At 43.4% G+C, this 21,390-nt stretch carries 22 protein-coding genes and 1 pseudogene; 11 read left to right on the top strand and 12 right to left on the bottom strand.

The window, feature by feature from the left end; all coding sequences use genetic code 11:
- Positions 1-173: 173 nt before the first annotated feature.
- Both ABL924_RS02610 and ABL924_RS02605 read right to left on the bottom strand, forming a co-directional pair.
- Positions 174-590: a PmeII family type II restriction endonuclease gene (locus tag ABL924_RS02610; protein WP_349025560.1), complete on the bottom strand. Its 417-nt coding sequence runs from the start codon at positions 588-590 to the stop codon at positions 174-176.
- The gene (locus ABL924_RS02605) at positions 502-810 is read right to left on the bottom strand and encodes a hypothetical protein (protein WP_349025562.1); all 309 of its coding nucleotides are present in this window, start codon (positions 808-810) and stop codon (positions 502-504) included. Before ABL924_RS02605 ends, ABL924_RS02610 begins: the two co-directional genes overlap by 89 nt.
- A 112-nt stretch (positions 811-922) precedes the next feature.
- On the opposite strand from ABL924_RS02605, the gene dcm reads away from it, so the two are divergent.
- Both dcm and ABL924_RS02595 read left to right on the top strand, forming a co-directional pair.
- On the top strand, positions 923-1,810 hold the full coding sequence (dcm, locus tag ABL924_RS02600; protein WP_349025506.1) for a DNA (cytosine-5-)-methyltransferase: 888 nt from the start codon (positions 923-925) through the stop codon (positions 1,808-1,810).
- Positions 1,811-1,840: 30 nt separating this feature from the next.
- Entirely contained in the window at positions 1,841-2,224 is a 384-nt protein-coding gene (locus ABL924_RS02595) for a DNA cytosine methyltransferase (RefSeq protein ID WP_349025505.1), read from the top strand.
- Between the two features lie 38 nt (positions 2,225-2,262).
- Here ABL924_RS02595 and ABL924_RS02590 read toward each other — a convergent pair whose 3' ends face one another.
- The 5 genes from ABL924_RS02590 to ABL924_RS02570 form a co-directional block, all read right to left on the bottom strand.
- Positions 2,263-3,228 carry a methyltransferase domain-containing protein gene (locus ABL924_RS02590; RefSeq protein WP_349025504.1) on the bottom strand — a complete coding sequence of 322 codons (966 nt, stop codon included), beginning with the start codon at positions 3,226-3,228 and terminating at the stop codon, positions 2,263-2,265.
- Positions 3,229-3,326: 98 nt separating this feature from the next.
- Positions 3,327-4,520 (bottom strand): hypothetical protein, encoded by a 1,194-nt coding sequence (locus tag ABL924_RS02585; protein ID WP_349025503.1) that lies wholly within the window; start codon positions 4,518-4,520, stop codon positions 3,327-3,329.
- Between the two features lie 7 nt (positions 4,521-4,527).
- On the bottom strand, positions 4,528-5,307 hold the full coding sequence (locus ABL924_RS02580) for an outer membrane lipoprotein-sorting protein (RefSeq protein WP_349025502.1): 780 nt from the start codon (positions 5,305-5,307) through the stop codon (positions 4,528-4,530).
- A 19-nt stretch (positions 5,308-5,326) separates the two neighbouring features.
- A complete protein-coding gene (locus ABL924_RS02575) occupies positions 5,327-7,651 on the bottom strand; it encodes an MMPL family transporter (protein WP_349025501.1) in 2,325 nt (774 codons plus the stop codon).
- Positions 7,652-7,654: 3 nt separating this feature from the next.
- Positions 7,655-8,230, bottom strand: a complete 576-nt coding sequence (locus ABL924_RS02570) for a TetR/AcrR family transcriptional regulator (protein WP_349025500.1) — start codon at positions 8,228-8,230, stop codon at positions 7,655-7,657.
- Between the two features lie 121 nt (positions 8,231-8,351).
- On the opposite strand from ABL924_RS02570, the gene pdxA reads away from it, so the two are divergent.
- Positions 8,352-9,341, top strand: coding sequence for a 4-hydroxythreonine-4-phosphate dehydrogenase PdxA (gene pdxA, locus ABL924_RS02565; protein WP_349025499.1), 990 nt, complete (start codon positions 8,352-8,354; stop codon positions 9,339-9,341).
- Positions 9,334-10,131, top strand: a complete 798-nt coding sequence (gene rsmA, locus ABL924_RS02560) for a 16S rRNA (adenine(1518)-N(6)/adenine(1519)-N(6))-dimethyltransferase RsmA (protein ID WP_349025498.1) — start codon at positions 9,334-9,336, stop codon at positions 10,129-10,131. The genes pdxA and rsmA overlap by 8 nt, the downstream gene beginning before the upstream one ends.
- Before the next feature lie 891 nt (positions 10,132-11,022).
- Here rsmA and ABL924_RS02555 read toward each other — a convergent pair.
- The 4 genes from ABL924_RS02555 to hemW all read right to left on the bottom strand — a co-directional run bounded on the left by ABL924_RS02555 (position 11,023) and on the right by hemW (position 14,893).
- A complete protein-coding gene (locus ABL924_RS02555) occupies positions 11,023-11,886 on the bottom strand; it encodes an IS5 family transposase (RefSeq protein WP_349025497.1) in 864 nt (287 codons plus the stop codon).
- On the bottom strand, positions 11,862-12,116 hold the full coding sequence (locus ABL924_RS02550) for a hypothetical protein (RefSeq protein ID WP_349025496.1): 255 nt from the start codon (positions 12,114-12,116) through the stop codon (positions 11,862-11,864). Before ABL924_RS02550 ends, ABL924_RS02555 begins: the two co-directional genes overlap by 25 nt.
- Positions 12,117-12,255: 139 nt before the next feature.
- On the bottom strand, positions 12,256-13,434 hold the full coding sequence (locus tag ABL924_RS02545) for a hypothetical protein (RefSeq protein WP_349025495.1): 1,179 nt from the start codon (positions 13,432-13,434) through the stop codon (positions 12,256-12,258).
- Positions 13,435-13,759: 325 nt separating this feature from the next.
- Positions 13,760-14,893 (bottom strand): radical SAM family heme chaperone HemW, encoded by a 1,134-nt coding sequence (gene hemW, locus ABL924_RS02540; protein ID WP_349025494.1) that lies wholly within the window; start codon positions 14,891-14,893, stop codon positions 13,760-13,762.
- 166 nt (positions 14,894-15,059) lie between these two features.
- Here hemW and ABL924_RS02535 point away from each other — a divergent pair, with 166 nt between their 5' ends.
- Both ABL924_RS02535 and ABL924_RS02530 read left to right on the top strand, forming a co-directional pair.
- The gene (locus tag ABL924_RS02535; RefSeq protein WP_349025493.1) at positions 15,060-15,752 is read left to right on the top strand and encodes a response regulator; all 693 of its coding nucleotides are present in this window, start codon (positions 15,060-15,062) and stop codon (positions 15,750-15,752) included.
- A complete protein-coding gene (locus ABL924_RS02530; RefSeq protein ID WP_349025492.1) occupies positions 15,749-17,305 on the top strand; it encodes an ATP-binding protein in 1,557 nt (518 codons plus the stop codon). Before ABL924_RS02535 ends, ABL924_RS02530 begins: the two co-directional genes overlap by 4 nt.
- Positions 17,306-17,453: 148 nt before the next feature.
- Here ABL924_RS02530 and ABL924_RS02525 read toward each other — a convergent pair whose 3' ends face one another.
- Positions 17,454-18,311: a fumarylacetoacetate hydrolase family protein gene (locus tag ABL924_RS02525; RefSeq protein ID WP_349025491.1), complete on the bottom strand. Its 858-nt coding sequence runs from the start codon at positions 18,309-18,311 to the stop codon at positions 17,454-17,456.
- A 102-nt stretch (positions 18,312-18,413) separates the two neighbouring features.
- Between ABL924_RS02525 and rpe the strand changes: the two genes are divergently transcribed.
- The 5 genes and pseudogenes from rpe to ABL924_RS02500 all read left to right on the top strand — a co-directional run.
- Positions 18,414-19,082, top strand: a complete 669-nt coding sequence (gene rpe / locus ABL924_RS02520; RefSeq protein WP_349025490.1) for a ribulose-phosphate 3-epimerase — start codon at positions 18,414-18,416, stop codon at positions 19,080-19,082.
- A gap of 21 nt (positions 19,083-19,103) precedes the next feature.
- Entirely contained in the window at positions 19,104-19,898 is a 795-nt protein-coding gene (locus ABL924_RS02515) for an FRG domain-containing protein (RefSeq protein WP_349025489.1), read from the top strand.
- Between the two features lie 187 nt (positions 19,899-20,085).
- Positions 20,086-20,292, top strand: a complete 207-nt coding sequence (locus ABL924_RS02510; RefSeq protein WP_349025488.1) for a type II toxin-antitoxin system VapB family antitoxin — start codon at positions 20,086-20,088, stop codon at positions 20,290-20,292.
- A complete protein-coding gene (locus tag ABL924_RS02505; protein ID WP_349025487.1) occupies positions 20,276-20,656 on the top strand; it encodes a PIN domain-containing protein in 381 nt (126 codons plus the stop codon). The genes ABL924_RS02510 and ABL924_RS02505 overlap by 17 nt, the downstream gene beginning before the upstream one ends.
- A 3-nt stretch (positions 20,657-20,659) precedes the next feature.
- Positions 20,660-21,390, top strand: a pseudogene (locus ABL924_RS02500) (anthranilate synthase component I); the annotation flags it as partial.

The following is a 21,390-nucleotide window of genomic DNA, read 5'->3' as shown; positions in this document are numbered from 1 at the left end:
GCACAGCCATGTCATTTAAGTTTTGCGAAAACGTTAGGAACGGGGTTTCAAACCCCGTCCCGCGTGGAATTTTAATTTCCCTTAAATTCAGTTTATTTCCCAGCCAATTTCTTGATTTCATCCTTTTGGGAAAGGTCAGCAATAACCTTCTGAATTAATTCCTCACCTTTTGCTTACACGGCTACTTCAGCAATGGCTTGTGTCAATCCCGTATAGAAACTCTCATCCCCTGTAAGCCGATGCCAAAAATCCTTGCCTATGTGTAAGGAATAATCGTGTTTATCCCTCAGATATTTATAGTGATTGCTTTCTTTTCCAGGTTCACCATACAGAATTCCGATAACAAGATCATGTTGTTGTACGGGCAGATTATTTGTTCGCCCCAAGTTTTTGGCTTGTCTAAAATGATTATGGATCGTTTCCACATCATCTTTGTTGATGGTGTTCGGGCCAAGCTTCGCTTGACAGTATTTCTTTCTGCCATCAAGAGCATCGACAAACTCAATATCGATCCCAGGCACTAACGACCCATAAGAATCCAGCACCCCGGAAATGAAAGTCTGCATGTTTTGCCCAAAGGAGGTGGTAATCGAAGAACCTAATATCCTGGGATAAAGCAGCGCCTTGGCCACTGATTCTGGCGTGAGTTCTCCAGTCAAAAGCGGCTATATAGGGGACTAAGAAAGGGTTGATATCAAACTCACTCGGCTTGGCTAATTTTAGTGTGTTCTTGATGTGATTAGGAATAATAACTGTCCTGAACCAAGTTTTTACTTTTTCCAATATATCGTTGCGTTCTTGTTCATTCATGACATTTCCTTGCTTCTTCGATTATCAGATAAGTTTGGCATGAAAATAGCGCGGCATAACATTGCTCACTCATATAAAATAACCAAACCAACAACATTACACAGGGTTATCAGTGAAAGATTTTTATTCATTATCTGAAGTTGCCGATATGCTCGGAACCACCAAAGAAACCCTCAGACGTTGGGATAAGTCAGGTAAGCTTAACCCAGTTAGGCATCCAATCAATAATTACCGCGTGTATAAATCGACAGATTTAGAACAATTTGAAAAAATTGGCTTTATGTTTAGGGAACAAACTACACATGAGGACGAACCACCCTTAAAACGATACACATCTATCGAATTATTTGCCGGCGCAGGTGGACTTGCACTGGGATTAGAGAAATCAGGATTATCCAATATACTTCTATCTGAAATTGATAAAAATGCATGTGAATCCTTAAGAAAAAACAGGCCTGAATGGAATGTCATTGAAGGCGATGTTGCTAAAATTGACTTTAAACCCTACAGAGGAAAAGTTGATGTTTTAACGGGAGGTTTTCCTTGCCAAGCATTTTCCTTCGCTGGGAAACGATTGGGCTTTGAAGATGCTAGAGGAACTTTATTTTTTGAGTTTGCTAGAGCAGTCAAAGAAACTCAGCCGCTTATTTGTGTTGGCGAGAATGTAAGAGGTCTGCTTCAACATGAAAACGGCAAAACCATTGAAGGGATGAAAGCTGTTCTTGATGAACTTGGCTACGACGTGTTGCCGCCGCGTTTATTAAAAGCAATTTTTTACCGTGTTCCACAAAAAAGGGAAAGGGTGCTCCTAGTTGGCTTGAGAAGAGATACTGGACTTAAATTTGAATGGCCGCTTGAGAGTAATGAAATATTAACCATTCGAGATGCACTGAAAAAAGGCAAGCTATACCCAACCGATGTACCGTTGTCTCCTGGGCAGGCTTATCCAAAGGGCAAGCGTGAAATAATGGAGTTAATCCCTCCGGGGGGCTATTGGTGAGATTTGCCAATTGACCTGCAAAAAGATTACATGAAAAGCTCGTTTCATTTAAGTGGCGGCAAAACAGGAATGGCGAGAAGAATTTCCTGGGATGAGCCTTGCTTAACGCTTACCTGTGCGCCTGCCCAGAAACAAACGGAACGCTGCCACCCCGAAGAGACACGGCCTTTTACGGTTAGGGAATATGCCAGAATACAAACTTTTACTGATGATTGGGAATTTACTGGCTCACTGACCTCCCAATATGCCCAGATTGGCAATGCCGTCCCCGTTAACCTTGCCGAAGCAGTCGGTAAATCGATTATTAGAACGCTGAATAACTACTACAGAAACAGCCAGCAGCAATACATAACGCAAAAAGTCTATCCCACTCAAGCAATTTGCAACGTTGGTGTCGAAGCCGTAATTGGTTAACTCGCTTTTCAAAATCCCAGCACAGTAGAACCCTGTACTCAAGCATAAAGCCGATCAAGCAATTGCTTACCACTAACAAAATTTGCAATCGCACATTTCTCACTCATCATTCTGCTCATCCTGCACAAAAACCGTTGATAAGGCCATGCGGTCAGGTAATGTTTATAAGCAATATGATTTTTCACGATATTGGTAATGTACTCAGCGTTACCTGGAATTTTTAACTTCTTATCATTAGTAGTGACCGCTGCATTCTTTTGGAAAAATACCGTGATGTTTGCGCCATCTTTGGAAATTTTATGTTCCACCTCTGTAAAACCAACCTTTTCACCCAGTTTTCGCAAAGTAGCTAGATTAAAATTGAAAATATGCGCTTCGTGGAATGTGCTTTTGGGCGACTGGCATATCGCCTCAATCGTCGGCACTTCCACCACTAGAATGCCTTGAGGCTTGAGCAAGGCATGTAGCTTAGTCAAAACATCGCAGGGATTTTCAGTATGCTCAAGCACATGCCAGATCGTGATTAGCTCGAAAGATTCGTCAGGTTGTTGGATGTCCTGAATAAAACCGACCTGAATATTCAAGCCGTACTCTTGCCTGGAAAACTCGGCATAGCCTTTATTAGGCTCTATCCCGCTAACATCATGCCCCAGTGATTTAAGCAAATAAGCGAATTCGCCACCGCCCGTTCCCACATCCAGGATTTTTTTAGGCTGGGCTATCCATTTACCCAATAGTTTACGTCGGTACAAAGCGACTTTTCCCGCACGCAGGATATGTTTCGGTTTGGGGGTGAACGTACCTTTGTACTCGACCCTATAGTCGTCTTCGTAATAACTGCGGGGATTATGCGGTAAAGGATCTGCCCATACCAGGCCACAATCATTACAAATCACTGTCCTAAGTGGTTTGCCACTGCGGCTATGGTTGGCAAGTACGGAGACATCTGTTCCGTCACAGACATTGCAAGGAGTTGATCTCATTTCCTGATGGTTTTGTTGCATTAACTATTCTCTGAAGTGAAGTTTTTGCCTGAGTAAAATAGCACAAGCTGACTGTGCTACTTAATTAAGGGCATTTTGAACAATATTAATAAGCACGGCTAAAAATGATAACTCAACTCTGCCCTTATATGGTCATCTTGCCGCAAAAAAAAGGCGAAATCATTTTTATCTGCACCGGAGGAAAAGCGCGCTTCAAGTGTTAGTTTTAAACTCTCGCCCAAACGGCGACTGGCTTCTACATTGTAAAATTTGGTGTTACTGGTGCGGTCAAACGTGATGCTCGCCAAAATTTCCGTACTTTGCTCATCATTAAAACCAAAACGTAATCCGGTCATTATGTCATCTTGAAAAAATGTCTGACCGTTTCTGCCTCTGCTGTCGTAAAGATATTCGGTTAACAATCCTATATCAAAACCACTTTCGAATATATTATAAAAACTATATTCCAGTCCGCCAGTACCGGCCACAAATGTTTTACCTTGCCCTGCACGGACAATGGTTTCCAGCTTCCACTGCCAATTTCCTTTAGTGTACTGGACATCCAGTCCTGTTTGATGGATGTTCTCATAGAAAGGGACGGTTTGCTTTAAGTTTCCTAATGGATCGAATTCTGGCACGATGGTAGGGGTACGGTTGGTGCCATAAAAATAGGATAAGCCCATATCCCATTCAGCTATCGCTTTAGACCAGCGGAAAGCGTACGCGAGATGCTTTTCGATGCCCTGTTTTTCAAAACGCGCAGCCCCCTGATTTAACATCGGGAAATTTAGGTGGCCTTCGGAGCCAGCAAACGTCCGTTCCCGAAAGCCTGGTAGCAGAAATAAATCAAGCGTTCCCCAATCGCGGATTAACGCCAAATTAATCATGGGCTGACCCAGTTTGTCTTCCATATCAAAATTTTCTACGAGGTCAGTCTGGTTAATTATATCAACTAAATGTTGGGACTCAGCCATACCCCAAAATACTTTGCGGATCCCTGTCCGTAATTCCCAAGTGTCCGCTGCTTTCAACCAGGTCAATTCACGGATATCGAAGTGGGTGCGACGGTTATCGTGTTGGGATAAACGGAAAAAAGGCACGAATGTTAGGCTCTGTTTGCCATTTTCCCATTCATGAACCAGTTGTGGCTGTATGGCAGCAGATAAATAATGGCTATGTTGCTGTGGGAATAAGGGGTTTTGCAAAAACCCTAAACTTTCTATGCCTAAGTAACCTGACAATTCCAATGCGTAAAGCGCATAACTGTTCAGCAAAAGCAACGTGCCAATACAAATCCTGGCAATTTGTGTCACGTTTTATCTAATGCGCCCGCTGTAAAGTGTTTTGGTCAAAATCGCGGTCGGTAAGTCCGATCTTGAATTGGTAATTTTCCCAAGTCAATGCCGTACTTTTGCCATTTTGCTGATTTACCATAAGCATCTCGCTGGCACGCCAGTATCTCTTCAGGTACTGTTGATGATTTTTAAAGGTAAGTGTTTTCAACAAGGCGTTTTTGCGGTCGTAATAATCGATCTTTAGGCTGATATAACGGTCTTTATCAATCCACAGTATTTCCCGTGTATAACCTGATTCCTCATATTTGGGCGTTGCTTCAATAATAAAGCAGCCGATACCGTCTACAGTTTCATCCTTAAGGTATTTGTAACTGTACTTAGGCACTTCAAAAGACGTTAAGTCTTCGAAAGCATACTCGCTGCCCAAAAATGGCCCAGATTTATTGCTGGAAGAAATGCGTTTTACCCGTTTTACGGCAGGTAAATACAGCCATTGGTCATCAGGGATCAGGGCATGGGTAAAACTTAAAAACGCCGTGCCTTTTACATCGGCAGGACTGTCAAAGATGATCAAGCTTTTATCACCATCATCGACTATTTCGAGAGTTTGTATCTCTAGAATGCGGATGCTTTCTTCGCCTTGGCGATTTTTTAGGATCATTTTCATATCCGCTTTGGAATCGCCAAAGCCGGTATCTCGTTTGTCTGCTTCCTGGATAATTTCCAGTCCGCGTTGTTCGGGAGTTATGGAATAAGACACATTGGAAAATAAAGCCAGGAATAAAAACACTGTACTTTTATTCATTTTTTCGCCACTCGTGTTTTTAAAAGTCTGGAACAGCATGGCGGCGCAAGGTTGTGGAAGAAGAAAAGCTCATCAACAAAGGGGGTAATAGGAATAATTCTAGCAGCATTGCAGCAGTAATGGTTATCGCTGTTAGCTGCCCCATATCACCATTGATATTAAAATGTGACAGGCTCAACACCATAAAACCTGCCACTAACACAACCGAGGTAATGCCCATCGCCACTCCAATGGTCGAAAATGTGTAACGCACGGCAGACACGCTATCCATACCTTTTATTTGTGTAGCTTGTTGGTATTTGCTGAGAAAATGGATAGTATCATCGACCACTATGCCCAATGTCATGCTTGCCACAACTGACAAGCCCATGTTTACCTGCCCATTCAGCAATCCCCAGATTCCAAAGGCAATCCCAATCGGTAACAGATTGGGAATCATGCTGATCAAACCCAGTTTGACTGAGCGAAAAGCGACTATTAGCATCATCGAAATTGACACCAGTGCCAGGGTTGTTCCAACCAACATGCTTCTTATACTGCGTTCACCAATATGCGCGAACATCAATATCGGACTTGCCACTTCCGTTTGAATTTCCGGCATATTTGCAATTAGCCATTCTTTAGCGCGGCTCTCAACTGTAAGCATATTATTGGACGACATCACCTTCATTAGTGTGGTCACTCGGAGTGACGACTTATCAATATTGATTTGGTCATTTAAATCCAAGCCATAAGGCAGGGACATTTCATAAAATAACAAGTATTGGGCGGTCAAGTCCCGTAATTCTGGCAAGCGATACCATTGCGGGTTGCCGCCATGCATATTTTCGTTCAGACGCTTAAAGATATTAGTTATCGTATTTACATGCACTATTTCGGGTTGTTTGGCTAACCAATCCGAAAAACGCTGTATTTTATTTAAAAATTCAGGTTCGCTAACTCCACCATGCTGGCCAGAATGGAGAGAAAACTCGATATTGTAAAGGCCCCCCATATTTTCATTAATAAAGTCGGTGTTTTGCCTGAAATCGATTGTTTCATCAAAATACTTCACAAACTCATCATTAAGCTCGTTGAAGGGGATGCAAGCCAGTAAAGTAATAGCCATTAAGCCATTTATTATCAGCAAGTTATTGCGTTTGGCGATGACGAAATTAGCCAGCTTATCCATAAAAATAAGCTGCGGGTCAGGTTTGACTTTAACACGTATAGGCAATAACACCATCAGCGCGGGTAAAAAAGTTACCGCCAACACCCAAGCGGTGGCGGTGCCGATAGAAACAAGATTGCCCAAATCACTGAACGGCGGCACATCGCTGGAATTCATGGCGGCAAAACCGATAGCTGTCGTCAGGCTGGTGATGAACATAGGCTTAAAATTGACCTCCAAACTTTCTTGTATGGCCTGTTTTTTGTTATGACCCAAACGCATTGATTGCAATAGGGTAACCATAATATGTATGCAATCGGCAACAGCCATGGTCAGGATAATCGTCGGCGCGACGGCTGATGTCGGATTCAAATCCCAACCCAGCCAGCCTACTACTCCTAAAGCACCGATAACTGAAAGCCCCAATAGCATCACTACGGCAACGGTAGCCGAGATTGATCTAAGGCACAATAACAAAACCAGTAATATGATGCCTAGCATTAGCGGTATCAGCGTTTTATTATCATTCATTACGCTTTCAAAAAAGGCGTTATTTAGCATCATACCGCCTGACAAATACACTTTAATGTCTGGATAACTGCTTTCAATTTCCCGCGCAAGTTGCCTGGCTTGAATGGCTACATCCAATGATTCAGACTCGGATGTTTTCGGTAGCTGTACGGTAACGTTTACACCCGTCACATGGCCAGTTTTAGAAATCAGATAATCGGCCAGTTCAGGATCGTGTAAAACAGTATTTTTAATTTGCTCCCGTTCTGCAATGTCAAGTGTTTGAGGGCTTGTGATAAGATTACCAACAATTAAATCATCCTGTTTGGCTACGATATTCTGAAAATTGCTGATTGAATCGACGCGGTTGGAATATGGTAACTGCCACGCTTTTTTTGTAAGTTCGACAACGGCTTGTAACGCATGGTTAGTAAAAACCGTTCCGTCATCGGGGGCGATTACAAACATTATGTTGTCAGATTTGTTATAAGTTTTTTGAATGGCTTCAAATGCCAACAACTGCGGATTGTCCTCTCCAAAATAAACTTGGTAGTTGTTATTGAACCCCAGGTTTTTCATCCCTGCCGCCATCGTCAGGGTGATACTTAAGGTAAGTAGCAATACCCACCACGGATGTAAAATCACAAAATTCGATAATACTGTAATCCCCTGGTTATTTTTCATGACTTATCCCTTAGGTCCCATCAGCAACAAACCAGTCACATGTTCAGTAATAACTTCAGGTGCTTCATGCTCGGGCTTCCAGCCAAATAAATGCCTCCGTAAGGGTAGCATTTCAAGCTGATGCTTAACCAGGCTTACGATGGAGATAGCCGTCAAATGGGTATCGCGTCCTGGTGCTAGTTCTGCGGATAAGAGCAATAAAAACTCGAATTGTTTTTTAAACACAGTTTGTGCCAACAAGCGCATCCTTTCAGGGTTGGCATCCAGGATTTCACGCTGTATAAGTCGATGAAAATCACGGTCTTGTACTAAGAATTCAGTCGTTATTCGAATAAAATCTGACAACTTTTGTTCTGCCGAGCTTGGCCTGTCCCACAATTCGGTAAAAATCTGTTCTTTGTCAGAAAAGGCAAAAAGAACGGCTTCTTGATATAAGCTTTGCTTGTCAGGAAAATGATGATAAATGGTTGCAACGCTTATCCCTATTTCCTTAGCTAACTGGCGCATGGATAATCCGGCAAAGCCTTTTTCGGCAAACAATAAAATAGCTTTGGTGAGAATGGGTTCTTTTAAGTTCATAAACAAAGCCCTAGCGAGCGTTAGGTAGGAAGTCTAGTATTAAAAAACGGGTTTACAAGTGGCTTTAAAAATCTTTGTTAGCTTTTTATGTTGTAAAATCTCTCATTTTTGCATAGCGCTCATGGCACAAAACCTAAACCGCATCGCGTTAACCCCTGGCGAACCGGCAGGCATCGGTCCTGATTTGTGTATTGCGCTGGCGCAATCTGATTTGCCTTGCCAACTGGTTACCATAGCAAGCCCCGACTTACTGCAAGAACGTGCTAAGCGTTTAGGTTTACCTTTAAGGATAGTCGAATTCAATGATGATGCACCCATAGAAGTAAACAAAGCGGGCCAACTGACCGTAATGCCCGTCGAGCTAGTCGCTCCAGTTAGTGCAGGTCAGCTAAACACAGCCAATAGCCGTTATGTATTAAAGACCATCACCAAGGCTGCCCAAGGTTGTGTGAAAGGCTTGTTTGATGGAATGGTAACCGCCCCTGTGCATAAGGGCGTCATTAATGATGCTGGAATTGCGTTCACAGGCCATACCGAATTTATCGCTGCTATTACCGGCGGCAATCCAGTCATGATGCTGGCAACGCCAGGCCTACGGGTTGCCTTGGTGACTATTCACTTGCCCCTGTCTGAAGTCCCACGAGCGATTACGCATACAAGGTTGAGGCAAGTAATCCGAACACTGGATTATGATCTTCGCACTCGATTTTCTATCAATAACCCAAGGATACTGGTTTGTGGATTGAATCCACACGCAGGTGAAAACGGCTATTTAGGTAGGGAAGAAATTGACATGATCGAACCCGTGCTGAATGGCTTGCGTAAGCAAGGCATGAATCTTGACGGACCACTGCCTGCCGACACGTTATTCACACCCAAATATCTTGATAAGGCTGATGCAGTCTTAGCCATGTACCATGACCAAGGTTTACCTGTCCTCAAGCACATGGGTTTTGGGCGCGCCGCGAATATTACATTAGGTTTGCCGATTATTCGTACCTCTGTTGATCATGGCACCGCGCTGGATTTAGCAGGTTCGGGATTGACCGATTCAGGCAGTTTGCGTTACGCCCTGGAAACCGCACTAATGATGACCAATACCCATGCCTAATACCACACATACTCCACGCAAGCGCTTTGGTCAGAATTTTCTGCATGATTACTCTGTAATTGCCAACATTCTTGCCAGCTTGCAAATAAGGCTAGGTGAACACTGGGTTGAAATAGGTCCAGGTCAGGGTGCTTTAACTGTGCCTTTGCTGGAAAAAAACATCACGCTAGATGTGGTGGAGCTGGACAGGGATTTGGTGAGATTACTAAAGGATAAATTCAAAGATAATAAGAATTTGACCATACACAGCGCCGATGCCCTGAAATTTGATTTTTCCGCACTCGCTAAACCAGAAGAAAAACTACGCATCATCGGTAACTTGCCTTACAACATTTCCACACCCTTGTTATTTCACCTCCTGGAAAATGCCAGTTGCGTTTCGGACATGCAGTTTATGCTACAAAAAGAAGTGGTTGACCGGATTTGTGCGGTTCCAGGTAGTAAAAAATACGGTAGGCTAAGCGTGATGATGCAGTATTACTGTGCGGCAGAATGTTTGTTTGAAGTCTATCCTGAGAGCTTCGATCCCTCACCGAAAGTCATGTCAGCCGTCATAAAATTAATACCTCACCCCAAGCCGCCTGTGGTGGTCAATGATCTGGTCATATTCAAACAAGTCGTCACCCAAGCATTTTCGCAACGCCGAAAAACCCTGAGAAACTCACTGAAAAAGCTTATCAGCGAGGATTGCCTTGTTAGCTTAGGAATTGATCCAGTGGCAAGAGCAGAGACTATTTCCCTATTTGAATTTGCCAATTTGAGTAATTGGCTAACCGAAAACCCTGGTTAACCATAAAGTATGCTGGATTAATCCATTTTGTACTTTTACAGTAAGCAATAGAAACACAACTTGGTGCTGGCAAAACATACCGTAGCTTGTTAAAAAAAAATGATTAAGCTTGTTCATTCAATTTTTTACCTAAAACCTTCAAAGTTCGCCATTGCTACACTAAACGGCGATACCTCATCAATTAAACTGTGTCATATCACACACCTACTGTGTCATATGACACACTTTTTTCTGAAAGGCACGGTTCATGCGGCTTTCAGCACTGCATAAAATCCTGAAAAGTGCGTCATATAACACAGCTCTTTTAATTTCTTGCATTTCACCCAGTAAATGTAGGCTTTTCCAAAAAATCACAAAGCTATTGCGCGGCGACGATAAATCCTAAGTTATTCATTAATTATCAAAAAGATACGCCTACATAATTAGGTGCTTCACGGGCTTATAGCAACATCAAAAAAATCATAAATTACTCGAAATAATTGGCACTATAATTGCTTAATATTCTGCGTAGCTTGTGTGGGTTTGTTCATCCTCTCATAGGTCTGCACCCTTCCTCTCTCAATGCGGGCTGATGGCGTCACCATTAACCCGCATCTTTTTCAGGAAGTCATACTGCAAAACAAGCCAATGATTTTTATGGCTTTTAAATGAAGCGAAAAAACTTTCTGACGATTAACTGCTAACAAGTTTATTCAATCCTAATTCGGCTAATCGCCCTTTATTAATGGCCACACAAATGAAGATAGCGCCTGTAGCCGTTATCCTCTTTTCTATCTACTCCATAAAGAGTTAACTTGCAAATTCGTATACCAAAGAAGCTACGGTTAAAAAAATAGAACAACTTGATAATTTACAAGAGACCTTTGCACGGAGAATAGAAACTCCGGCAGGTTAATCAAATGCCGATTTTTTTGAATGGGCATTCACCTTAATGGGCAGTATTCGGCTGGAATACGCATTTATCGCGCAATTTTTCATAAACCCTTGGCTATTTTTCGCCGTTTTCCGTGCATTGGGCGGAGTTATCCTGCAAACGCCAGCATCTCGGCCTGGACCGCCACGCCGCGCTTGATGTTGTAGGCCATCGCCGCCAGCATGAACCGGGCTTGGGTTGCGTTGCAGCCCCGAGTAACGCGCCTTGGCTAGGCGACAGTGTTGCTTGAGGATGCCGAACACGCGCTCGACGGTGCAGCGGACGCTTGACCATTGGCGGTTCAGGTGTTTTTGCTGTTCATTCAGCGGCTGGTTGCGCCTGGCCTTGTGCAGGACGCGGTTGCCGGTGTTGCGCTTGGCTAGAAGTCGGTCATGTTCGGCGCTGGCGTAGGCTTTGTCGGCATATACTTGTTCCTCGGTAGTGGTCAGCAGTTTTTTGAGGGAATGCGAGTCATGTTCGTTGCCGGGGGTATAGCCGTCGGCGGCGGCCTTGACGCTGTAACCGACTTCGCTGTCTTGGGTGTTCCCGCCGCCCTTGCCCTTGCGCGGGCGGCTCTGTTTGGCCTCGATGACGGTGGCATCGACGATGACGGCTTCGCCGGTCTTGATGTACAGCCCCTTGGCCGACAGCTTACGGTTGACTTCCGACAATAAGGTGTCCAGCAAGCCCTGCTTAGTCAAGGTGTTGCGGAACCGCCAGACCGTGCTGTGGTCGGGTACGCTTTCGCTTAACCCCAGGTTGATGAAGCGCCGGAACATCAAGTCCCGCGCCAGTTGCTTCTCCAGCCCAGGGTCACTTAGCCCATACCAGCTTTGCAGCAACAAGGCCTTCGACCGCAGGGATGCAGGAGGTAGGGCAATGCAGAAGCAATTGCCGAGAACATCAGCAACGGCGGCCAGGCCTGCTCGCCCTGTTTCTTGGCATGGATGCCGGACATCTGCTGTTCTATTTCCCGCCAATCAATCAACTGGTGGATGCCGTCCAGTTCTTCCAAGGCTACATGGTGCTTGACAAGGGCGTCACTTAAACTGGCTAGGTTCTTCCAGGACATAGGCTGTTGCTCGGTCTTGAATAAAGTTCTATTTTACCCGTTTTGGGGCTTGGGGTCGTGCAAAGGTCTCTTAATATTTATTGCCTACTTGCTGTATAAATGTTCGGCGAACCACATGTTTTTGAAATTAAATAATTATTTAATTTTGCTGTGTGATCGGGTATTGAGCGTTGTAACTACCGTAATTACTTGTTACCGCCCATTTATCAGCAGTCCCTGGGATAGCCTTCAACTCCCCCAAATAATAAACCTTGCCAAAAGGATATGGATAAAGGGGATTACTGACTGTTCGTTTAGCCATTTTGATGTCCATCACTCCATTGACAACCGACACAGGGCAATTGGAAACGTTGACATTACCAGAGATTGGTGTTTTCACTAGCGTAAATGCATTGTCGTAAATGCCGTCATGGTTAGCATCGGTTATTTTTCTAAGTTCCGCATTGTAGTAGGTGGAACCAATTTTCAAACTGGGAGTGCGGATAATCTCAATACCTTTGCCTACATGATTGTCCCAGCCTACTGAGGTATTTAGACTTGGCATGTTGCCGTAAAACGCTCTTAGAACTATTTTGTCTCTGACACTCAAAGCAGGATTTCGAAAGTGATTCAAATTACAATAAGCAATGATCGATTGATCATCATTGACACCAATACGCAAATTACCAAATGTGATATGACCTAATACTGGTGATGGATCATTCGTGCCACAAGCCATTGTTCGGTAAGGCAAAGGTTCATCGCTTCTATCCTGTTCGTGTGACATACCAAGAACGTGACCAAATTCATGCACGGAAACAACTTTGTAGCAGTTTTCTTCACTAATTAATTGAGCTTTGCAACCTTTAAAAGTACTGATATTGGCGTTATAAATCAACTTATTATCAAAATCTAAAACAAGACCATGAACTATATTAGTTAAATTTCTTCCTAATGCTCTTGTATAGGGAGGAGGTAGAAGACGATCATCTGGTAATAGAAGTTTATAGGTTGAACTTACCAATATTCTAACACCTCGAAAAAGCACCCTAACATCGGGGTACTGCCCCATATCCCTAAAATATATCAATGCTGCTGACCCGTTGCCAGTTGGATTGGGATTAGTACTGGAATTGGTTATATCACCCCAAGCAGCATTGGCATAGTTTATGGTGTTTATTCGGCGTTGACTCCAGCCAGGATGATGTACGGTATCGTTGACTTCACTCAAATTCTCCCAACATACGGGAAGTACATACTTGTGAGTTGTTTTATTAAAATTTAAAGTCCAAAGCTGATCATCTCTAACAAACGCCTTCGTCGGCGGTGTAGTACCCATAGTTGGCCTAGCGGCTGCGTGGACTAAAGTGGTAGAAAGAAAGAAAATTTTCGCTTGAATTTTGAATGCATAACTTTAAATGCGGAATCACAACGTGTTCCTGGCAACTGTTCGAGTTATAAAAAGCTAGGTGAAGCGACCATTGCTGCATGACGGTTTTATTGAATAAACCAAAGTCGTATCGGTCTACTTCACCCATTTTTTCACTAGAATTCCTATTCTAATAAAAACTGGAGTAAGTTGCTTGGTTTTAATCATGCAAGTCGTCCAGCAGGAGAGGGGGCGCATTCTCAACTTAACAGAATTAGGCCATAGCTACGATTTTTCAAGCAACAAACCTCCCCAAAACCGTATCCAAAAAATCCCAGCCTTTATCCGTACACGCATAATAGCCGTTTTCAAGCGTGACTAAGCCTTGTTTCTGGCAATCGGACAATGTGGGTTGCAAGGTGGTTGCGGCCAATCCGGTCATGTTTTGGTAATGGTTTAAGGTGAATCCGCATCGCAGCCGCAATTGGTTCATGATAAATTCCAACGGTAGTTCATGAAAGGCGATGGTTTGGCTACCGCCGCCTTGAGATGGGTTTTGTAGGTAAAGCTCAGGGCTTTTGGCTTTAAAGCTGCGAATGATCTGATTTGGCAATCTGTTAGTAATCTTGCCGTGCGCACCCGCACCGATACCCAGATAATCGCCAAACTGCCAATAATTGAGATTATGGCGACATTCTTTACCAGGCTGGCTATATGCAGAAATTTCATATTGCTGATAGTTGTTATCGGTCAATAAACCTTGGCAATTCTTTTGGGTAGTGTAGATAAACTCGTCGTCGGGGAGTTTGGGCGGGTATTTATGGAATAAGGTGTTGGGTTCTAGGGTTAACTGGTAAAAAGAAATATGCGTGGGCTTAAGGTCGATTGCTGTTTTCACATCTTGTTCGCTATCGCCAGGAACTGCACCGGGCAAGCCGAACATCAAGTCCAGGTTAAAATTGGCAAATCCTGCATCATGTGCTATTTCTGCTGCCCTGATGGCATTTTGCCCAGAGTGGACACGGCCCAGTTTTGCCAACAAATCATCATTAAAGCTTTGAATTCCTATAGATAAGCGGTTGATACCCAAGGCATTGAACTCTTTAAATTTTTCGCTTTCAAATGTGCCAGGGTTAGCTTCCAGGGTGATTTCCAGGGTTTCTTCAAACTTAACGTGCTGCCTGATTCCAGAAATCAAACAGTCTAAAGATTCAGGAGAAAACAGGCTGGGGGTGCCACCACCGATAAAGATGCTATGGATGGGGCGGGTTATGGCGTAGCGTTCTAGGTCAGCAGTTAAGTCATTCAGCAAGGCATCAATATAGGCTGATTCTGGTAAATTCGCTTTGGCTGCATGTGAATTAAAATCACAGTAAGGGCATTTTTTAATACACCAAGGGATATGAACGTATAGACTAAGTGGTGGCAATATAAACTCAGGTATTTTATTAATTCGGCAGTCAGTTTATCATTAACGGCATCTAATGAACCCCGCTAATTTTATTATTCCTGGAGAGCTAGAATAAGTCTTAAGCAAGGGTTAACTTTTTTTGTTTACGTTGTTGTGATTAATAGTCACAATTTTATGAGGTCACATGCGACTTTTATTAGTAGAAGATGATGAGATTTTAGGCGATGGCCTAGTCGAAGGTTTAAAAATGGAAGGCTATGCCGTAGACTGGCTAACCAATGGCAAGCTTGCTGATGAAGCGCTAAAAATGAATTGCTATGAACTGGTCGTCCTGGATCTGAACTTGCCCGATATGGATGGAATGACCATCTTACGGGAGTTAAGGGCTCGTAAGGATGAAACGCCCGTATTGGTGCTGACTGCCAGAGATACCGTACCTGACCGAGTGGAAGGTTTGGACAGTGGCGCGGATGATTTTGTCATCAAGCCTTTCGAATTGGATGAGGTCTGCGCTAGATTAAGGGCATTGGCACGGAGAAATGAAGGCAGAAGTACGCCAACTATTGAGCATCAAGGGATTGTCTTAGATCCTGCCTCACATCAGGTCACTTTCAACGACGAAAATGTGGAGCTATCCCAGAAAGAATTTGAGATCCTCAGTTTTCTTATGGGCAATATTGGCCGCGTGGTATCCCGCGCAAGGCTCGAGGAAAGCCTGTACTCCTGGAGTTCCGATATCGAAAGCAACACGGTGGAAGTGCATATCCACTATCTCAGAAAAAAACTCGACCCTGCCATTATCCGTACGGTTAGGGGGGTCGGCTATATCATAGATTCAGAAAATGATACGAGTTCTGATTCAGATGAAGAAGAATGAATTATTCCCTACGACAGTTATTGCTGGTAACGTTGCTATCAGCATCTATGCTGATATGGGGGATTACTTCCTATATCAATTACCGTTTAACCCGTAATGAAATCGCCACTATTTTTGACGCTGAATTAGCCCAGTCAGGCAAGGTGTTGATGGCTTTTTTAGAAGAGCGCTTAAAACTAACTGAAAGCCACGAATTAGGCCAGGATTATGACCGAAAAATCGTATCCCAGCTCAAATCTGAAAATTACGGGTTGTTATTGCACTCAAAGAATGCACTGAAATTTCCAGTTTTGGGACTTGGCGCAGCTAATAATGAAGATTTTTTATCGAATGTTTTTGACGAACTGCTGCAAACCGACGCTTTTGGCCATAAATCCGAAAGAAAAATAGCTTTTCAGTTATTTTCGAGTGAAAGGGGCTTACTGCTTCGGTCAGAAAACACCCCCAACTTTGCTTTTTCTTCATCTATTGGCGGGTTCACCGAAAAGAAAATAGACGATCAATTATGGCATGTATTCAGTATTACTAATGCCGCTGGCAGTTATGTCATTCATGTCGCTCAAAAAGAGGAGATACGGGCTCAATTAACGGATGATATTTCCAAACAATTGATTACCCAGTTGCTAATTGGTTTACCGATACTCGGTATCGTAATCTGGTTTATCGTTGGGTATTCTTTAAAGCCGCTTATTCGTTTGGAACGGGCGTTATCCAAACGCGAAGTCAGTTTCCTAAAGCCCTTATATACCAAAAAATTACCCCAGGAAGTCGTACCTGTTGTTAATGAAATCAATATTCTATTCGCACAGCTTGAACAAGCTTTTGAACACGAGCGTCGATTTACGGCGGATGCCTCACATGAGCTAAGAACGCCTTTGGCAGGATTGTTAACCCAAGCCCAAGTGGCACTGCGAACAACCGATGAAGCGGTACGCAAGCAGGCACTGCTACGCATCTCTCAAGCTGTCCACAGAATGACCTACATGGTTCAGCAATTACTAACGTTTTCGCGTATCGAGTCCGGCAAAGAATATCTCACCAAAGAAATTACCATTATGAATCGGGAAATTATTCAAGTAATTACCGAACTAGAACCTGCGGCGCACAAAAAACGTATTCAAATCGAATTTGTTGAACACAATGCCGTGCCTATTATGGCCAACACCCAGCTTATTACTATTTTGGTCAGAAACATTATTGATAATGCCATCAAGTACACTCCCGTCGATGGTAATATCATGATTTATATGGAAGGGAGTGAAAAGCAGTTACAATTCAGGGTGGAAGATTCTGGTCCAGGTATCCCGCCGGATCAATACGAAAACTCCCTGAAACGCTTTCATCGTTGCGTAGAAAATGCCCATACAGCGCAGGGCAGTGGACTAGGTTTTTCGATTGTGGAAAGAATTACGACCATGTATTGCGCTGAATTAACACTGGGCGTATCACAACTTGGCGGCTTGATGGTGACGGTTATATTTCATGTACCCAAAAGACAGGAGGATAAATTCCCCCTCGAATCTGCATTGGCAAAACACGCTGCCAAGGCGTAAAGTTTTGGAAATCTCTAATAATCCAAAGAACCCCTTCTCCCTCTGGGAGAAGGTCGGGATGAGGGATTTAAAAGCAAGCATTTACAACCCTCACCCTAGCCCTCTCCCTGAGGGAGAGGGGCTTATTAGAGATTCCCTAATAATCCCTTTAACGAGGTTCATCAATCACCGGATTACTTAACGTCCCAATCCCTTCAATCTCAACGCTAACCGTTTGCCCTGGCTTCAAATATCCACGAGGTTCCATCTTTACGCCCACGCCGCTAGGTGTTCCCGTGCTAATCACATCACCTGGCTCTAAAGTCATGGCTTGCGACAGGTAAGCGATCATCTCATAGCAATTAAACAGCATGTGGCGGGTATTGGAATCTTGCCGTAACTCAGCATCAACCCATGTCTTGATATTAAGATTATGTGGATCGCCAATTTCATCGTTAGTCATCAGCCACGGGCCTAGTGGGCCGCAAGTGTCGAAGGATTTACCGACGGTAAAGGTCGGTGAACGGAACTGCCAATCCCGCACCGAGACATCATTGGCAATCGTAAACCCCGCAATCACTTTATAAGCCTCATCCACCGGCACATGGCGGCAACGTTTGCCAATAACAAACGCCAGTTCGCCTTCATAATCCAGCTTGTCAGATACTTTTGGCAGGTGAATGGCATTACCGTGGGCAATAATGCAAGTGCTTTGTTTAGTAAAAAAGCTGGGGAATTCCGGCCTGTCACGTCCGGTTTCGGCGATATGGTCGGCGTAGTTAAGGCTGATAGCCAGATATTTTCCTGGTCTGGGTATTGGGGCTTGTATTTTGACTTCTGCTAAAGGAATCCGGTGCTTTCCAGTGTCTATGCGTTTTCGCATAGCCGAAAGTGCCGGTTCTCCTGCGGCTAAAAAATTAATCATTGCCTCTGGAATATTCATTTCGCCAACGCCATCGACAACCTCGTTATCGACCACTGCGCCAAAACGGGAATAATTGTTATGGGTAAAAGAGACCAGCTTCATAAGAATATGCCTTGTGCAATTTTTAGGTCAGCTATTGTATAACGAAGATGAAACACCAAAAAAAAGATATAATCGCCATATTTAACCTAGAGGATCGAAAAAATGAACGAAAACTGGATAGCCCCTTCCATCCTGTCTGCTAACTTTGCCAAATTGGGTGAGGAAGTCGATAACGTATTAAAAGCTGGTGCAGACGTTGTCCATTTTGACGTAATGGACAACCATTTTGTGCCTAACCTGACCATCGGCCCCTTGGTCTGCGAAGCCCTGCGTAAGCATGGCGTTACCGCACCCATCGACGTGCATCTAATGGTCGAACCCGTAGACCGCATCATCCCTGATTTTGCCAAAGCAGGTGCGACTTTCATCACTTTCCATCCCGAAGGTTCTGTGCATATCGACCGCACTTTGCAACTGATTAAAGATTGCGGCTGCAAAGCGGGTTTAGTGTTCAACCCTGGCACACCATTAAATCACTTGGATTATGTGATGGATAAGCTGGACATGATCTTGTTGATGTCGGTCAACCCTGGGTTTGGCGGACAATCATTCCTGCCTTCCGCCCTCGACAAGCTGCGCCAAGTCAGAAAACGTATTGACGACAGCGGTTTTAACATCCGCCTGGAAATCGACGGCGGCGTTAACGGTGCCAACATTGGCGCGATTAAAGCCGCTGGAGCCGATACCTTCGTCGCCGGTTCCGCCATCTTCGGCAAGCCGGATTATAAGGCGATTATTGACGAAATGCGGGCGGAGATGGCGAAAGTCTAGCCCTACAGAACTGTAGAATCAATGATAATCGATTCAATAGAAGACTATCGAAAAGAAATTTTGCAGTTAAGGAGTGATCTGGGTCAGGAAACAACAATCCTTTTTAGGGGGCAAAGTGACGAAAGTTGGAAAATTGAATCATCGCTTGAAAGGTATGGAGTTAGCGAAATTGAATGCAAGGAATACTACAGAACTATTGATAGGTATAAACCTTTAATTAACCCCATTATTGAAAATCATTTTGAAAGAAAATTTACAATATCTGGTTATCCATTTGATTTTAGTCGCTATGATGAAGGATCTTTTGAATTGCCTGAAATGGAGTATTTGGCATATTTAAGACATCATGCTTTTCCGACACCGTTAGTTGATTTCTCAATGTCATGTTTTATAGCACTATTCTTCGCGTGTGAAGATTTTAATCAGCCAAAAATAGATAAAAGGGTAAACGGAAAAGTTTTTTTATACGCTTCTCAAGTTAGCGTACATGGAAATAATATTCCGGAATTAAGAAGAATTGGCAGATATGTCGAAGCTGGTAAACGCCATTTTGCACAACAATCAAATTATCTTCTTCCCATTGAACATATTGACGAATGGAAATTTATACCTTTTATGAGGGCGATGGAAGACCAGCATAATAAAGATAAATTACTCGAAATAAATATAAGCAAGGATGTGAAAGTTGAATTAATGAGAGAACTGCATGATATGAATATTAATAGGTATACCATGTATCTTAATGAGGATGCATTAATAAAATCATTAGCTGATGACTGGGCTTTGGAAAGGTTAACAGTTCGTAGGTTGGGTTAGGTGCACAAAACAAATCACCTTAAAATGACAACCGATTTACCCGTGCGCCGTAACCCAACATTGGCTGACATATTAACCGCCGAATGTTGGGTTACGACGCGCCCAATATCCCGTACAAATTCAAAGTTTGATTGTTTTGCGCGCCTAACCCAACCTACATAACCACCTGAATTAAGGAGGAGTGAATATGAAAACAACTCTCAATTTACCTGATGATTTAATTAATGAAGCAATGTACACGCTCAATATGAAAACAAAATCCGAAGTGGTTATCTATGCGCTGCAAGATTTGCTTAGACGAAAAAAAGTTGCGTCCTTGAGAAATTACAAAGGGAAGGTTGACTTGGAAATAGACCTGGATACACTCCGAAATCGTAATGCAAATATTGGTTGATACGTCAATTTGGATCGATTTTTTTAAAAAAGGAGAGCTTTCCTTAAAGCTTGATGATTTGCTCTTGGATGATCGCGTCGTCATAAACGATATTATCCTTGCCGAACTTATACCTTTGTTGCTTTTAAAAAAACAAGCCAAGATAATTGAGTTGCTTAAAAATATCGTTTTATTTCCGCTTGTTATAGACTGGAATCAAATCATTCAATGGCAAACGATGTGTTTGAGTTCAGGAATAAACGGCATAGGAATACCGGATTTACTTATAACCCAAAACGCAGTGCAAAATAACCTTTCGGTTTATTCGTTGGATAAACACTTTCGGTCGTTATCAAAAATAAACCGTTTACAAATATTTGAATAATCCATGACCCCCGAACAATTCAACACCTACGCCAGGCAGGGCTATAACCGCATCCCCATCTGCCGGGAAATCCTGGCTGATTTAGATACGCCCTTAAGCGCGTACCTAAAACTGGCCGATGGCCCATATTCTTATCTGTTTGAATCTGTCCACGGCGGTGAGCAATGGGGGCGTTATTCTATTATTGGCTTGCCTTGTAAGACGTTAGTAAAAATTACTGGCAATGAAATCCGGCTGGAAAAAGATGGCGAGGTGCTTGAAAGCGTAACTCACGACAATCCTTTAACCTGGATTGAAGCCTTCAAAGATCGTTATAAAGTACCGGACATTGAAGAATTACCACGCTTTAGCGGTGGCTTGGTCGGTTATTTCGGCTATGAAACCGTTGCTTATATCGAGCCGCGTTTACGTGCAGATAAGGCTGATCCTTTAGGTTGTCCTGATATTTTGCTGATGGTTTCGGAAGAAATATTGGTGTTCGACAACCTGTCCGGCAAAATGCTGTTGCTCACCCATGCCAATCCCGAAGAAGACGATGCATATAACCTGGCTGTCGCCCGATTAGATGACCTAGCAAGAAGATTACGTGAGCTAAAAGCTGAACCGGCCAAGCATAACAAGTCTGTGCGGGTGCGGGAATCAGACTTTGTCTCCGGTTTTACGGAAGAGGGCTATAAAAATGCGGTACTAAAAGCCAAAGAGTACATCACCGATGGCGATATTATGCAGGTGGT

The organism is Methyloglobulus sp., assembly GCF_040079455.1.
Lineage (GTDB): Bacteria > Pseudomonadota > Gammaproteobacteria > Methylococcales > Methylomonadaceae > Methyloglobulus.
Note: the sequence above shows the minus strand (reverse complement) of the source record. Positions and strands in the feature narration are given on the sequence as shown.